This is a genomic window from Paenibacillus sp. GCM10027629, from assembly GCF_042676425.1.
GTDB lineage: Bacteria > Bacillota > Bacilli > Paenibacillales > Paenibacillaceae > Paenibacillus_K > Paenibacillus_K terrigena.
Genome location: NZ_JBHTGZ010000012.1, coordinates 775,033 through 789,677, shown reverse-complemented (window position 1 = coordinate 789,677; position 14,645 = coordinate 775,033). Strand labels below are relative to the sequence as shown.

The 14,645-nt window shown below is 48.8% G+C and carries 14 protein-coding genes; 9 read left to right on the top strand and 5 right to left on the bottom strand.

Translation table 11 applies throughout. The features are described 5' to 3' along the window. Positions 1–7: 7 nt before the first annotated feature. The 3 genes from ACFQZR_RS24270 to ACFQZR_RS24260 all read right to left on the bottom strand — a co-directional run bounded on the left by ACFQZR_RS24270 (position 8) and on the right by ACFQZR_RS24260 (position 1,651). Complete coding sequence (locus tag ACFQZR_RS24270; protein WP_379350686.1) at positions 8–283, bottom strand: hypothetical protein; 276 nt, start codon at positions 281–283, stop codon at positions 8–10. Positions 284–317: 34 nt separating this feature from the next. Next, positions 318–923 (bottom strand): DUF2087 domain-containing protein, encoded by a 606-nt coding sequence (locus tag ACFQZR_RS24265; RefSeq protein WP_379350684.1) that lies wholly within the window; start codon positions 921–923, stop codon positions 318–320. 119 nt (positions 924–1,042) lie between these two features. Next, entirely contained in the window at positions 1,043–1,651 is a 609-nt protein-coding gene (locus ACFQZR_RS24260; protein WP_379350987.1) for a LysE/ArgO family amino acid transporter, read from the bottom strand. A gap of 138 nt (positions 1,652–1,789) precedes the next feature. Here ACFQZR_RS24260 and pdxR point away from each other — a divergent pair, with 138 nt between their 5' ends. The 4 genes from pdxR to ACFQZR_RS24240 all read left to right on the top strand — a co-directional run bounded on the left by pdxR (position 1,790) and on the right by ACFQZR_RS24240 (position 5,036). Continuing rightward, positions 1,790–3,244: a MocR-like pyridoxine biosynthesis transcription factor PdxR gene (gene pdxR / locus ACFQZR_RS24255; RefSeq protein WP_379350682.1), complete on the top strand. Its 1,455-nt coding sequence runs from the start codon at positions 1,790–1,792 to the stop codon at positions 3,242–3,244. 63 nt (positions 3,245–3,307) lie between these two features. Next, the gene (locus tag ACFQZR_RS24250; RefSeq protein WP_379350680.1) at positions 3,308–4,228 is read left to right on the top strand and encodes a helix-turn-helix transcriptional regulator; all 921 of its coding nucleotides are present in this window, start codon (positions 3,308–3,310) and stop codon (positions 4,226–4,228) included. Between the two features lie 68 nt (positions 4,229–4,296). After that, positions 4,297–4,503 carry a hypothetical protein gene (locus tag ACFQZR_RS24245; RefSeq protein WP_018756338.1) on the top strand — a complete coding sequence of 69 codons (207 nt, stop codon included), beginning with the start codon at positions 4,297–4,299 and terminating at the stop codon, positions 4,501–4,503. 29 nt (positions 4,504–4,532) lie between these two features. Then, entirely contained in the window at positions 4,533–5,036 is a 504-nt protein-coding gene (locus ACFQZR_RS24240; RefSeq protein WP_379350677.1) for a DinB family protein, read from the top strand. A gap of 64 nt (positions 5,037–5,100) precedes the next feature. On the opposite strand, the gene ACFQZR_RS24235 is transcribed toward ACFQZR_RS24240, so the two are convergent. Beyond that, entirely contained in the window at positions 5,101–6,618 is a 1,518-nt protein-coding gene (locus ACFQZR_RS24235; protein ID WP_379350675.1) for an MDR family MFS transporter, read from the bottom strand. Positions 6,619–6,799: 181 nt separating this feature from the next. Here ACFQZR_RS24235 and ACFQZR_RS24230 point away from each other — a divergent pair, with 181 nt between their 5' ends. Further along, the gene (locus ACFQZR_RS24230) at positions 6,800–7,417 is read left to right on the top strand and encodes a TetR/AcrR family transcriptional regulator (protein ID WP_379350672.1); all 618 of its coding nucleotides are present in this window, start codon (positions 6,800–6,802) and stop codon (positions 7,415–7,417) included. 52 nt (positions 7,418–7,469) lie between these two features. On the opposite strand, the gene ACFQZR_RS24225 is transcribed toward ACFQZR_RS24230, so the two are convergent. After that, positions 7,470–8,045 (bottom strand): hypothetical protein, encoded by a 576-nt coding sequence (locus ACFQZR_RS24225; RefSeq protein WP_379350670.1) that lies wholly within the window; start codon positions 8,043–8,045, stop codon positions 7,470–7,472. A gap of 368 nt (positions 8,046–8,413) precedes the next feature. On the opposite strand from ACFQZR_RS24225, the gene ACFQZR_RS24220 reads away from it, so the two are divergent. From ACFQZR_RS24220 to ACFQZR_RS24205, 4 genes are all read left to right on the top strand, one after another. Continuing rightward, entirely contained in the window at positions 8,414–9,760 is a 1,347-nt protein-coding gene (locus ACFQZR_RS24220; protein ID WP_379350668.1) for an APC family permease, read from the top strand. 17 nt (positions 9,761–9,777) lie between these two features. After that, positions 9,778–11,427 carry an amidohydrolase gene (locus ACFQZR_RS24215; protein ID WP_379350665.1) on the top strand — a complete coding sequence of 550 codons (1,650 nt, stop codon included), beginning with the start codon at positions 9,778–9,780 and terminating at the stop codon, positions 11,425–11,427. Positions 11,428–11,433: 6 nt separating this feature from the next. Then, positions 11,434–12,810 carry an aminotransferase class III-fold pyridoxal phosphate-dependent enzyme gene (locus tag ACFQZR_RS24210; RefSeq protein ID WP_379350663.1) on the top strand — a complete coding sequence of 459 codons (1,377 nt, stop codon included), beginning with the start codon at positions 11,434–11,436 and terminating at the stop codon, positions 12,808–12,810. A 113-nt stretch (positions 12,811–12,923) separates the two neighbouring features. Then, positions 12,924–14,510 (top strand): flavin monoamine oxidase family protein, encoded by a 1,587-nt coding sequence (locus ACFQZR_RS24205; protein ID WP_379350661.1) that lies wholly within the window; start codon positions 12,924–12,926, stop codon positions 14,508–14,510. The last annotated feature ends 135 nt before the right edge of the window (positions 14,511–14,645 follow it).

Below are 14,645 nucleotides of genomic sequence, written 5' to 3'. Positions count from 1 at the left end.
AAGCATCTTACTTTTTTGCTCTCGATAAGATATACAACAGTCCGTGAATAATCCCGTAAATGATTAAGACATCGAATATGAAATAGAGCAGGTCAATAAGAGTCCCGCAAAGGAACCAAACATGGCTCTCACTCACTTTATTGTGATACTCTACATAAAATCGAAACGGGAATCCAAATTCCGTTCGCAAAATACCTGCCGTGTACACTTTGCCTGGAACAATGATGATCGTAAGCAGAGCTATCCAAGCGGAGAGATTCAGGATACGTAGATTGATTCTCATCAACTCACCTCTACCTTTCTGTCGTGAAGGACACTTAAGATAAATTCTCCCACCGCGCCCACATCTCGGCCGGATTCAGCTCATAGATTTCATTTTCCCGGAACATGAACTGATGCATAATAAATTCTCTTCGAATAGTAGCAAAATCCTCATGGAACGTCTTAATAAATGCATTGATCTCCGGCTCGGTGTATTTCTTTCCTTTGTCCAGCTTCGAGACCATATGCTCTAAGACCATTAATTTCTTCTTCAATTGCCCTGGCAAATGTTTCAATCGGCCATCTTTGGTGAAGAAGTTCCGAATGACGGCGTCTCTTGCTTTTAACTGTTGTTCATCCAGCATTTCCGTTTCTCCTTTGGTATTCGTTCTACGATAGATGAGCGCTTCGGTCGCACTCGCACTGTTCTTAATGAAATAATCATTTAATGAAAAATAGATCGTGTTCTTATCCCGGCGCTCGTTAATCAAGCTGGCTTCACGTAGTTTGCTCGCATGATGTGTAATGGTCGCAGGGGTAACGCTCAGCTTCTCCGCTAGGACCTGGCCGTTCAGCTCTCCGTCTGCGAGCAAGATGAGAATCTTAATTCGAGTCGGATCGGCAAGGGCTTTGTGATATTGGACGACTTTATCTAATTGCATGGAAGGCGAATCCATCCTCTCAATAAAATTTAATATTCATCTAATTAGATATTCTTTAAAATAGATAATAAAACAAAAGGAATTTACTGTCAACAGCAAATTCCTGCTTACCGTGCACGTTACCACAAATAGATCATGAGAACCGCCGAAGCCCAAATGATGCATGCAGATATTTTGTTCAGATAGCGAATGAACCGGTCTGAGGAGCTTAGCGAGCCGATGAATCTCCCGGCAAGCGCTAGCGCGAAGAACCATACCCAAGAGACCAGGATGCAGGAGAGGGCGAAGATCCATTTCTCCGTGCCGGAGTAGCTTAGTGAGCTGGTGCCGATAACACCTACCGTATCCATGAGTGCATGGGGATTCAGCAAGGAGACGGAGAGGGCATAGGTGATTTGCTTACGAGCGGAATAAGACTCCGCCTCACGCCCTTGTCGATCGGATGGCTGACTGCGCCATGTGACATAACCCATATAGAGCAGGAAGAGGACTCCTGCGACTAATAGTATACTTTTGATCAGCGGAACACTTAGAATGAGGACAGAAACGCCAAGGATGGCGAGCGTTAATAAGAGCGTGTCGCATAGTGCGGCGGTAATGACCACAGGCAAGGCATTCCGGAGCTTGGGCTGCAGCGCCCCTTGATTGAAGACGAACACATTCTGCACGCCAAGTGGTAAAATAAGACCTAGTGCGAGTAGAAATCCATGCACAAATGAAGCCAACAACGAACAACACATCCATTCCATTTTTAATATATGAACCATTCTAATGGGGAGCAGGATCCATGTCTCCATCCAAATGGTTGGGCTCGGACCCAACCAAGTTAACAGCGAATAGAACGTGGGAAAGGAGGCGTTACGGAAATGATATTCGATACAGATTGGAAGCCTGCCCGAGGCAACGGCATACCACTCTATCGGCAAATTGCAGAGTATATCCGCAGTAAAATTACACAGGGAGAATGGACGGTGGGGAGCCGTATTCCGACCGAACGTGCGCTGGCGAAGAGTTTCGGTGTCAATCGAAGTACGGTGGTGAGCGCCTTTGCAGAACTGGTAGCCGATGGCCTCCTGCAAGGGAACAGCGGCAGGGGGACGGTCGTCGTGAACAACACCTGGACCCTCTTGGCATCGGCAGCGCCTCCAGATTGGGAGCGATATATGAATGCAGGGATTCATGAACCCAATCTGCCAACGATTCAAGAGATTAATCACGCCGAATTCATTCCAGGTATCATTCGTCTAGGCACGGGGGAACCGTCTCCTGAATTTTTCCCGCAGGAGATGATGAGGGAAGTTATGCATACCATCCCTGATCATATGACAGAGCTTGGCTATGTGGAGCCAAAAGGATTGTACGAGCTTCGCGCGCAGATTAGCCGATATGTGCAGCAGTACGGCATTGAGGCGTCCCCATCATCGATTCTGATCGTCTCGGGTGCACTCCAAGCGCTGCAGCTGATCTCGATGGGACTGCTGAAGAGAGGGTCTGCGGTGCTGACGGAGAACCCGTCCTACCTCCAGTCGCTACACGTTTTCCAATCCGCCGGGATGGAGCTAGCTTCGTTGCCGCTCGATGGCGAAGGCGTTAGGCTTGATCCGATTAGACACTACACGGAAGCGGGGCGAGGCTCCATCCTTTATACCATCCCGAGCTTTCAGAATCCGACAGGTAGGGTGATGTCAGAACGTAGAAGAGAGATGCTGTATGAGCTGTGTCTACAACGGCAGCTGCCGATCATCGAAGACGATGTGTACCGGGATCTGTGGCTGGATGCAGAAGCGCCGCCGCCGCTCAAGGCACGAGATCACAGCGGCACGGTACTTTATCTAGGGAGCATGTCCAAGACGCTTAGTGCGGGTCTGCGCATCGGCTGGATCATCGGTCCGGAAGCAGTGATTCATCGGCTTGCCGATCTGAAGATGCAGATGGACTACGGTGCGAGCTCATTGTCGCAGTGGGCGGTGACGGCGTGGCTTGAGAGTGGATTGTATGCGAAGCATCTGGAACAGGTTCGAGCTTCACTGCGTGTGCGGCGAGATCATATGCTGCGGCTGCTCGCGGCCCATTTATCCGATGTGGCCTCTTGGGAGGCGCCAACTGGCGGATTCTATATTTGGCTGCGCATTACGATTGATTTTTCAATGAAAGCCTTATTCGATAAAGCTTTAACGCAAGGCGTGCTGCTCAATCCTGGCCATTTATATGACCGAGCAGATACGCAGCATATTCGCCTGTCTTATGCCTACGCCTCAATGGACCAGATGGAGACAGGAATACGTATTTTAGCGAATATTTTGAATAGTAAGAATGAATAGTCTTACCGTTGTGCGAATGTAATTGGTATAATATAACAGATGCTGAACGATTGGGGGACCTTCATGAAGTTAGAACGTTTAATCTCCATGATCTACATGCTGCTGAGTAATGAGGTTGTCTCGGCGACAGCCCTTGCAGAGAAATACAACGTCTCCCAACGAACGATTTATCGGGATATCGAGACGATTTGCGCTGCGGGAATACCGGTTGTGTCGTATCAAGGCGTGAATGGCGGATATGGGATTATTGAGGAATACAAAATGGATCGAAGCCTGCTGGGTTCGTACGACGTCGGCACGTTGATTACGATCTTGAACAGCATGTCCACCGTATTCTCGGATGACCGTGCGCAAGAGACCATCAACAAGTTGCAGACGCTTCAGAACGATCAGAAATCTCCGAGTGTCACGATGGATATTAGCAGTTGGCCGTATCGCGAGACGCTTCAGCTATTGCGGACAGCGATTACGGAGCATCGCGTCGTGCGGTTCGAATACATTAGCGCGAAGAATGAACGCGTGAACCGTGTCGTCGAGCCCATCCAACTTATGTATAAATACAGGACCTGGTATATCTACGGCTATTGTCGGTTACGGAATGACTACCGGGAGTTCAAAGTCACCCGGATGGGTGAATTGCGAATGATGACGGAGCACTTCAAGCCTCATCAGGAGCTGCCGAATTCAGAGGATGACCAAGGGACGCAAGCGAATGCGAACAATGAAGGAATCGCGGTGAAGTTGCATGTGACGGTGGATGGACTGGCGAGAGCCTTGGATCAATTCTACGATGATGAGCGTACGTTCTTAGAGGATGGCACCCTCCTGATTACGATCAATCTTAGCGATGTATCAGGCCTGGGTTGGCTTATGCCGATCATCTTAAGCTTTGGCGATAAGATACGCGTTGTTGAGCCGCTCGAGATTCGGATGCAGGTGAAGGAAATGCTGGAGAAAATGTTACATACTTATCAGGAAGTATGACAATGTGTTGTCAGACTTTCTAGCTTATGATGCGTCTATGAACAAAACAGACAAGGGAGTTATGGACTATGACGCATCAAATGATGGAATTGTATGATTATCACGTATGGGCAAACACAGTAACAAAAAACCGATTTATTGATCAGCCGAAAACAACGCAAGAACATGCGAATGAGCATTATAAAGTTCCGCTTCGTACGGCGGTCCGGGCGACGGAACCTGCAACGATCATTTGGCAGCATAGATGGGAAGGCGGGCTTGTACAATGGATGTAGGGAGTCATAACATAGAGGAGCGTGTAACGATGACACACCATGCGATTGAAATGTTCGAGTTCCATGTGTGGGCGAATCGAACAATGATCCAGCGACTGAAGGAAATTCCTCATGATGTATACACCAAGGAAGTACAGAGCTCATTCTCATCGATCTCCAAGGCGATGCCGCATATCTACATTGTGGATACCAACTGGCTAGGTATTGTTAATGGGAAGAACATGCGCGATTCCGGGCACGAGGCGCGGGCGTTGACCGAGCAAGTCGAAGCGAAGTCATTGGATGAGCTAGAAGCTACGTTCGAGGCGTTGGCTGAAGGATATCGGGCTTTTTTCAAGACTTGTGAAGATCTAAATCAGACATTTGTACTTGATAACCCGTATACCGGTGTGAAGGATGTCAGTTATGGGGAAGTGATTCTGCAGGTGGTTAATCATGGCACCTATCACCGCGGCAATATCTCAACTATGCTGCGTGACCAAGGACTTCCGTCGGTCATGACCGAATATGCGCTGTATTGGTATTCCAAGTAAAAAAGATAAGGGAGTCGCGGCTTAGCTGCGGCTCCCTTTGTTATATTCATGATTCGTATGCCTATCATGCGTTCTTCGACGGCTGAATCATTCGAGCTCTTCCGATGAGGAAGCTGGCGAGCAGTGCTAGGCCAATAAAAAGAACAGCGACAATAAATAGATCATGTAACGCCTGGCTGAATACACGTTGAAAGCTAAGTAAGGCGTCGTGAGGCAGACTTGAACGTATCTCTTGATCGAGCAGTGTCTGGGGGTTCGCAAGCAGAGATAACGTACCGTCTGAGGCTGTAGGCAGTTCGGTATGCAAATTGCCAAGACCCGCAGTCATTCGTTCAGTTAGGATGCTGCCGAGGATGCTCACTCCAATCGTACCGCCAATGGAACGGAAAAATTGAGATGAGGAGGTCGCAACGCCGCGGTGGTTCCAGTCGACTGCACCCGCAGCTGCTGTACCGAGCGTCGGGTATACGGCACCCATACCAAGGCCTGTGATGATCATGTAGACCATGATTTCCGTTATGGACGTATGCACATCCATGCTCGCCATCAGACCAAATCCTGTCATCATGGTGATGAGGCTGCCGACTAGAATCGTGCGATAGGAGAATCGCTGCATCATTCGTCCGCTCGTCGTTGATGTGACAACCGTAGATAACATCAACGGGGTTAGAATGTAGCCCGCCATCGCGGGACTCACGCCGATCACCCCTTGTACGAACAATGGAATATACGCAATGGCGCCAAACATCGCTGCGCTCATACAGAAGCCAATCATACTGCCGAATGAAATCTCTCGAATCCGGAATAAATGTAGAGGGATGATCGGTTCTTGGGCCCGGGATTCGATGAAGACGAAGGCTCCGAGCAGCAGTCCTCCTAAGACGAATAGTGCGATAATAGAGGTATAGCTTGTGTTCTGACTGGGATCACCCAGTACAAAGGCCAGGAGGATGGAGATGATTGCACTGGTTAGTGTAATCGCCCCAAGCCAATCTATGGAGCGTTTCCCTTCAGCCGTTCGATTATCGGTCAATCCGATGCGAATGAAGAGGATCGCCATAAGTCCCAGCGGAAGATTGATGAAGAAGATCCAGCTCCAGTGGACGTAATCCACCAAGGCGCCTCCGAGTGTCGGGCCGAAGATGCTGGAGATGGCGAAGACCGTCCCGAATAAACCCATAAATTTTCCACGACGTTCCGGAGGGAAGATATCTGCAGCAATGGTCATAGATAGCGGCATTAAAGCGCCAGCACCAAGCCCCTGAACTCCGCGGTATAGAACGAGTTCCATCATCGTGGTTGCGAACCCGCATAAGAGGGAGCCGATAAGGAAAATGGTAAGTCCAATGAGATACATCTTACGTCGCCCGAATAGATCCGCTAGCTTCCCGTAGATCGGCATCGTGGTCGTCGAAGCGAGCATATAGATGGCAAAAACCCAACTATAGAGCGATAGCCCGCCCAATCCCTTTGCAATGGTCGGCATGGCTGATGCTACAATCGTCTGGTCGATGGAAGCGAGTACCAAGCCAAATAATAACCCAGTCGTAATGAGCGTTGTGTTTTGTTTGGTCGCGGACACGTGTGAAGACACCTTCTTTCTTTATAATGCAACACTATGTTGCTTTTACGATGTTGTGTTGTTTATAATAAAGCGCAAAGAAGGGACTCGCAACCGACAATATGGAGGTGCCTGTTGCATAAACAACACAATAGGGCCTCATGTTGTAGATCGATAAAAAACGAGACAGGGAGAGACGTATATGTCGCATGACCAAGAACAGATCGATCCGAGAATCAAGCGAACGCTTCTCGCTATTTCGGACGCGATGATCGCGCTCATGAATGAGAAGGGATTTGAGCATGTCACCGTGCGAGATATTACGCAGCATGCGGAGATTAACCGAGCTACATTTTATCGCCACTATGTGGACAAATACGAGTTGCTCGACAAAATCGTAAGGAATCGTATGGAGGAATTTGCCACTGCGATTTCACTACCATCGAGCTTTGCGTTCGAGGATTTATCCTTAGATCCAGAAATCCCGCCAAGCTCCTTCATTCACTTGTTCGAGCACATTGCAGAACATGCAGCCTTCTATCGTTTAATGTTAAGTGATAAAGGAATCCCGGGCTTCGCCGGACGCATGGAGCAGATAATTCGCAAATCCTTCTATCATCGTCTACAGCTCGCGGAAGCCGATTCGCAGGCGATGCACAAGACTCCGATGGAGCTGGTCGCTCGTTACGCAACATCGGCTCATTTGGGTCTCATCACGTATTGGCTCGAAGCGGGGATGCCGTATACACCTGCTTTTATGGCCTTGCAGCTTAAGCGGCTGCATATGTTAGGTCCGACACAGGTTCTGATTGTAGGATAGAGTAAAGAGCAGTCCCAAGATGAATCACGGGAACTGCTCTTTTTCGAATGTGTTATTGTATTGTGTAATAATCCGTACGCAGTATGCTTTTCGTCGCAATATTTTGGAATACGTCTCCTGCTTTGACATAGACGCCATCATCTTCATTGATCGGTCGATACACGCCTTCGCTAGTTCTGCGCAGGAAGAGAACGACCTCTTGATCTTCCGTGAGTAAGGTGGTCGCGGCCGAGACCACGTGGAGGTTCCCGAACGTTCCTCCCATCTGAGAGACCATAATGGTATCGTTAATCGGATTGGAATCCGCTTTGATCACATCAAGAATCATGACTTGCGAATTCGTGTGATACGTGGAAATATCACCTTCAACGAAGGTGTCGTTGACTCGATACGCTGCTTTTCCGCGAATCACAAGATCTGCGGCAGCTTCTAGCGCGTTTTCATCTTTATAAAAGACAGACCACGATGGGTTTAGATACAAGGTCTCAATCTCTTTGATAATGGACGTTGTTGATGCCTCAGAAGAAGCAGTGGAATGGGGGATATGTGTTTGTACTGAAACCATTTCACTTCGAAAAGAGCATGCTGTGAGGAATAAGACACCCAATATCATGATCATTTTCTTCATTTTTCCACCGCCTCCATCCCTAAAGACGGCTTCGAAGAGCATAATGTTTCACTTGCATCAGGACAGGTAATAGGAAGGATTGCTTTTACCTATCGTGAACGAATATGCAGGTCTGTTTTTCCTGCATCGTGTACATATTTGCCATCCTGTTATTTTAGTATAATGTGCGCATAGACCATTACCAAAAAGCTGGATAGTGAGATCTAGTATGAATGACTGCATACTACAAGAGAAAATGTAAACGTTTTCAAATGAGCGATGTCTGTCCAAAATTGGGCATTCGCTTGGCAGGAAAGGAGTGAATTTGGTAATTCAGTCTAATATCAGGCTGTTATATGCGAAAAGTACACGACCAAGGAGGTAATCTTTTGCAAAATCAGATTTCTCTCAAGCGTACATTAACTCTGTTTCCCGTAGTCATTTTTGGTCTAGCTTATATGGCTCCAATGACTGTTTTCGGAACTTATGGGATAGCTTCAGAAATTTCGCATGGTATGCTTCCAGCCTCGTATATTGTAGCCTTGATTGCTATGTTGTTTACCGCTTATAGCTACGGACCGATGGTTAGAGCTTATCCTTTATCTGGCTCTGCTTATACGTATACACAAAAATCAATCAGTCCTCATCTTGGGTTTATAGTCGGTTGGGCGATCCTGATGGACTATTTATTCCTCCCGATGATAAATATTTTACTGAATGCCATATATCTCTCGGCGGCTTTTCCAGCAATTCCAATGTGGGTGTGGATTGTTTTTTGGGTCATTGTTCTCACCGTCATTAACATCTTGGGAATCAAGGTGACTACGAATGTAAATACAGTATTGGTGTTATTTCAGGTATTGGTTGTCATTATCTTTATTGCGCTCTCCATCAAAGGGGTGGCAGGAGGCATGGGTACAGGCACTTTCCTGACGGCGCTTCCCTTCTTTAACCCTGAGGTTTCGTATGCTTATGTCTTAGCCGGCGCGTCCATTCTTTGCCTTTCTTTCTTAGGGTTCGACTCAGTGACCATGCTTTCCGAGGAAACGATCGATGCGAAGAAGACGATCCCTAAAGCGGTGATGCTCACAGCTTTTATCGGAGGCTTATGGTTCATCCTCGTATCTTATATCGGATATCTGGTTTACCCGGATTACACGGCATTCACCAATCCGGATTCTGCTTCGCTTGAGCTTGCCGAACATATCGGGGGTACTTTGTTCAGTTCCCTATTTTTGGCTGGACTAGTCACAACAGGCATCGCATCGGGTTTATCGTCACATGCAAGCGTCTCCCGTCTTCTGTTCGCGATGGGAAGAGACGGCATCCTTCCTAGAAAAATCTTCGGCTATATCCATCCTGCGTTCAAAACACCGGTCTACAATATCATTTTGATCGGGATATTTTCCTTGTCGGCTCTCTTTCTAGATTTGGTCACGGCTACTTCGTTCATTAACTTCGGTGCGCTTGTCGCATTTACGTTCGTCAATGTATCTGTTATTGCTCACTATTATGTGAAACAGCGCAAGCGTTCTCCGAAGGAGACAATACGTTACTTGCTGTTACCGGTCATCGGCGCATTGTTTAACATTTGGCTGTGGACGAATCTTGACAAGCATGCATTGTTACTAGGAACGATATGGGCCGCTTGCGGACTGATTTATCTGTTATTTATGACGAAGGTGTTCAGCAAGCGTCCTCCAGAGATGCATTTTGAAGATGTAGAATCGATGTAGAATCGGAGTGAGGAAAGATGACAGGTAACATGGATGAAAAGGCAGATATCGTCGTATCCAGCAACGCTGTTTATATCGGTACCGGAGACAAGGCACGACCCGGTGCTATAGCCATTGCAGGGAACCGGATTATAGCTGTCGGGTCTATGGAGGAGATCGAGGGACTGATCAGCCCTCATACGCAAGTGTACTCCTATGGTGATCAATTGATCATGCCCGGATTTCACGACTTCCATCTTCATGTATTGCCAGGAAGTCTTCATTACGCCAGCGTGAATCTGCTGCAGGCGACTTCGGAGGAGGAAGCTGCGGAAATGGTAAAAGCTTTCGCAGATACAAGGCCGGACGACCCGTGGATTCTCGGGTTTAGCTGGTACCATACGTTTTGGACAAATAACAAGCTTCCTCATCGTTCCACGCTGGACCGGCTTATCCCAGATCGTCCCGTCTACTTGCTTAGCGCTGAAGGACATGCGGCTTGGGTGAACAGCAAGGCGTTGGAAATGATTAACGTTACGTCAGAGACGGCTGATCCGCCGTATGGCGAAATTCACAGGGATGCAGATGGCGAACCTACCGGAATATTATTCGAGACAGCGACGGCGCTTGCGCAGGAAGCGTTTCAACTGCCGCATGCCCGCAAGGAATCGCTGTATTGCGGATTTTTTGAGCAAGCCGTGAAGCTGGGGGTTACGTCGATCAGCGACTTTTTCCCCGTTCCCGGCTACGAAATCGGCGATCTGGATATGTACCGCGAAATGGAGGCAAAAGGTCAGTTAACGACGCGAATTCACTTCTTGGTAACCTTAGACGGCGATTTGGAACGTCCTCGCCGACTGCGGGAAGCCTGCACTTCGGGGAAATTGAAGTTCTCCGGACTAAAGCAGTTCTTGGACGGCGTGCCTGCTACCTATACAGCGTTTCTCGTGGATCCTTATTCGGACCGACCCGACACGAGAGGGGAAACGTTAATAGACCCGGACAAAGTAAAAGAATGGGTCATTGAAGCAGACAAAGAAGGATTCCGGATCCGTCTGCACGCTTGCGGAGATGGTGCCGTCCGTCTTGGCTTGGATTGCTACGAATCAGCGAGCCGCATCAACGGCACCAGAGATTCGCGCCATACGATCGAACATATTGAAGTGATTCATCCAGACGATATCGGTCGCTTTGCCCAACTCGGCGTCATCGCATCGATGCAGCCGGAGCATATGGCGTTGACGCAGGAGTTTGTAGAAAATCCGTATCTTGCCCGTCTCGGCCAAGAGCGGGAGCCATACACATGGCCGATCAAAACGCTGATGGACAGCGGAGCACAGGTTGGATTTGGCAGCGATTATCCGGTTGTCCATATCAATCCGATGCTGGAGATTTACCGGGCTGTAACGAGAATCCACAACGACGGCCAGCCGGAGGAAGGCTGGAATCCGAAGGAGCGGATCACGATAGCGGAAGCGCTGCAGGCGTACACTTACAGTCCTGCATACGGCGTATTCAGAGAGCAGGAATTGGGCACGCTCGAGGTCGGAAAACTCGCGGATCTTATTATATTGGACCGTAATCTGCTTGACGTTCCTGCAGATATGATTCGAGATACCAAAGTATTGCTGACCATGATTGATGGTGAGATCGTATATCAGGAGGAACTACAAGCGGTTGATTCGTAAAATTTAATGAAAAGGGTGATCGATTTGCAGCGCAAAACGAAGGAAGAAGCATTGGATTTAGCAAAGGAAATTTTAGGCTTTATTGAGAGCGACACACTCACAGAAGATCAGAAAAAAAAGATTGTCTCCGATTCGGTTGATAATTTCTCGGAATATGTCACAAAAGCGATTCTGATGCATCGTAAATCGGTCTCCACGGATTTCTCGGTCGTCGAGTGGGAAGACGAAGGTGCCGTATTTCGGGATACGATGGGCGACGAGTATATCGATTGTTTAGGCGGTTACGGCGTATATTTACTGGGTCATCGTCATCCCAAAGTCGTTCAGGCGGTCGAAGCCCAATTGAAGCGTTACGCCTTGCACAGCCAGGAGATGGTTGATCCGCTGCGCGGTTATCTCTCGAAGTTAGTCGCCTATATTACGCCGGGTGATCTGCAGCATTCTTATCTAGTCAACTGCGGAACCGAAGCGAATGAAATGGCGATCAAGCTGGCTCGCCTTGCGACAGGCAAGAAATATTTCATTACAATGGAAAACGGATTCCACGGCAAAACGCTGGGCTCGCTGTCCGCTTCGGGGAAAGCTAAATTCCGCGAGCCGTATCTTCCGCTTGTTCCTGGTTTTCAGCACGTGCCGTACGGAGATGCGGACGCGGTTGAGCAAGCGATTCGCATGCTGATCGCAAGCGGCGAAACGGTGGCTGGGGTCATCATTGAGCCGATTCAGGGCGAAGGCGGGGTCAATATTCCGCCAGACGATTATTTACCGCGGTTGCGCCAAATTTGCGACCAATATGAATGTCTGTTGATCGCTGATGAAGTGCAGACCGGCATGGGGCGCACGGGGACGTTGTTTGGTGTCGATCATTGGAATGTCGTGCCGGACATTATGACGCTCGGAAAAGCGTTTGGCGGTGGAGTAATGCCCATCGCTGCCATGGTCGCCAAACGGAAGTGGTGGGGCAAGATGGAAGAGAACCCGTTCCTGCTCGGTTCGTCCACGTTTGGCGGCAATCCGCTCTGCTGTGCCGGGGCGATCGCGGGCATCCATACGATACTGGATGAGAACATTCCGCAAATGGCGAAGGAAAAAGGCGATTACATGCTGAAGAAGCTCAAGGAAATTCAATCCCGCCACGCTGATATTCTCGTCGATGTGCGCGGTATGGGGCTCTTGATCGGGATGGAGTTCGCCGAGAATCATCTTGGTTATACGCTGGCGAAACAATTATTCGGTCAGAAGATATTGGTCGGCGGCACGATCAACAACGCCACCGTCATTCGTCTGGAGCCGCCGGCGATCATCTCGTACGAACAAATCGATTACGTGCTGAACTGTATCGAGCTAGGGATCGCTCAGCTTGGAAGTCCGGTGAGCAAGTAGATACTTTACCGGAACACGGGAAATGAATATAGCGAATGGGGGCGAGGGCTTCGAAATACGGAGCGGGCTCGCCTCCTCTGTTATTACATGTTGCCATGGGGAGGATGAATCAAATGTCAAAATCGCCTTTCATGCGCCAATTGAACTCGGCTGCCAATGTTGCGGGCGAAGCGTCTGAAAGAAATGTCACGGTTGAACAAGTCATCGAGGAGCGGATTCAAAAGAGCGCCTCGCGAAGGGAGATTTTGCAAAAAACGGTTAAGGCTTCTACAGCTCGGGTAATACCTTCGGCCAAAGAGAACATGGCTAAAGCACCTATCGCTCCGCGTGTCGTGGTTGTAGGCGCCGGACTTGCGGGATTGAGCGCGGCTTACCGTCTAAAGCAGGCGGGTATTCATGCACAAGTCTACGAGGCTTCCAGCCGTGTCGGCGGACGCTGCTGGACGGGAAGAAATGACTTTAACGAGGGTCAGAGCTATGAGCACGGGGGAGAACTGATTAATTCTAGTCATACGGCTTTGCTGAATTTGATTGGCGAGTTGAATCTGCAAATGGACGATTTATGGGCATACGAGGAAGGAGATTTCCGAATTGTTCTTGACGGCTCGATTTGTCCGTTCGACATGTTAGCCAAGGCGTTTATGGAAATTCGACCGCAGCTTCTGAAGGATCGAAGAGAAGCAGGCGATATAACGCTGTACAACCAGTATACGCCGCGCGGTTATGAATTGGATCATATGTCCATTGTCGACTGGATTAACACCTACGTTCCAGGAGGCATGAGTTCAAAATTCGGTAAAGCGGTAGCATTGGCCTATACGGCAAGCGTTGGCTTGGAGAGCACGGAAGTAAGCGCGCTTCTCATGGTATATGCCATGAGTACGGCGACGGAGAATGACTTTTCGCCGTTTGGAAGCGATGGGGACGAAAGGTACCGCGTGCAAGGCGGGAATGATCTGATTCCTCAGAGTTTGGCGGACCATTTGGATGGACAAATCACGATGTCGTCGCCTTTGGAGGCGCTCGTCCAGAACGGCAACGGGACATATACGCTGCATTTTTCCGGAAGAAGACGCGGCGTTCAGGCCGATTATGTCATCCTTGCATTGCCGGTTTCGACTTTGCGCGATGTTGATTTAAGCCGATCCGGGTTCAGAGATTTGAAGCTGGAAGCGATTGCCGAAATGGGTGTGTCCACGAACTCCAAACTTGCAATGCAATTTACGAACCGTCACTGGATGTCGCATAGCAGCAGCGGATCTTTTGTCTCTAACGGAGGATATCAGAATACGTGGGATGCAACGAGAGCGCAAGCGGGCGAATCCGGAATTCTAGTCAACTTCACGGGTGGCAGCATCGGTCATCAATTCGGTACAGGCTCTGAACACGATCACGCAGCGCGATTTTTGCAATTGATGGAGCATGATTTGCCTGGATTGACGGATAAGTGGAACGGAAAAGCGGTGCTTGATTATTGGCCTGGCCAAAGATGGGCTAAAGGCTCGTACTCTTGCTACAAATTAGGGCAATACACGAAATACAGAGGGGTATTTGGTGAACCAGAAGGCAATTGCTTCTTTGCCGGTGAACATACGTCTTTGCAGTATCAACAATTTTTTAATGGAGCTGTCGAAACCGGAGAACGGGCGGCCAAGGAAGTTCTGAGCAAGCTGGAGCAGCGCCATGCGAGAATGACCTAGGATGATGACATATGAGGCCAATCAAACCATACCTGAATTCATTGCGCTTTAAAATCTTTGTTGGAATTTCTATTATTATGATCCCGTTGATCACATTATTGATCATCTTAAGCTATTATTCCATAGACGTCGTGC

Coding starts and splice junctions, on each gene's coding strand:
- ACFQZR_RS24230 (WP_379350672.1), top strand. CDS start 6,800: ATGTCGCATGACCAAGAACAGATCGATCCGAGAATCAAGCGAACGCTT.
- ACFQZR_RS24265 (WP_379350684.1), bottom strand. CDS start 923: ATGCAATTAGATAAAGTCGTCCAATATCACAAAGCCCTTGCCGATCCG.
- pdxR (WP_379350682.1), top strand. CDS start 1,790: ATGATATTCGATACAGATTGGAAGCCTGCCCGAGGCAACGGCATACCA.
- ACFQZR_RS24215 (WP_379350665.1), top strand. CDS start 9,778: ATGACAGGTAACATGGATGAAAAGGCAGATATCGTCGTATCCAGCAAC.
- ACFQZR_RS24245 (WP_018756338.1), top strand. CDS start 4,297: ATGACGCATCAAATGATGGAATTGTATGATTATCACGTATGGGCAAAC.
- ACFQZR_RS24250 (WP_379350680.1), top strand. CDS start 3,308: ATGAAGTTAGAACGTTTAATCTCCATGATCTACATGCTGCTGAGTAAT.
- ACFQZR_RS24210 (WP_379350663.1), top strand. CDS start 11,434: ATGAAAAGGGTGATCGATTTGCAGCGCAAAACGAAGGAAGAAGCATTG.
- ACFQZR_RS24270 (WP_379350686.1), bottom strand. CDS start 283: ATGAGAATCAATCTACGTATCCTGAATCTCTCCGCTTGGATAGCTCTG.
- ACFQZR_RS24240 (WP_379350677.1), top strand. CDS start 4,533: ATGACACACCATGCGATTGAAATGTTCGAGTTCCATGTGTGGGCGAAT.
- ACFQZR_RS24225 (WP_379350670.1), bottom strand. CDS start 8,045: ATGAAGAAAATGATCATGATATTGGGTGTCTTATTCCTCACAGCATGC.
- ACFQZR_RS24205 (WP_379350661.1), top strand. CDS start 12,924: ATGTCAAAATCGCCTTTCATGCGCCAATTGAACTCGGCTGCCAATGTT.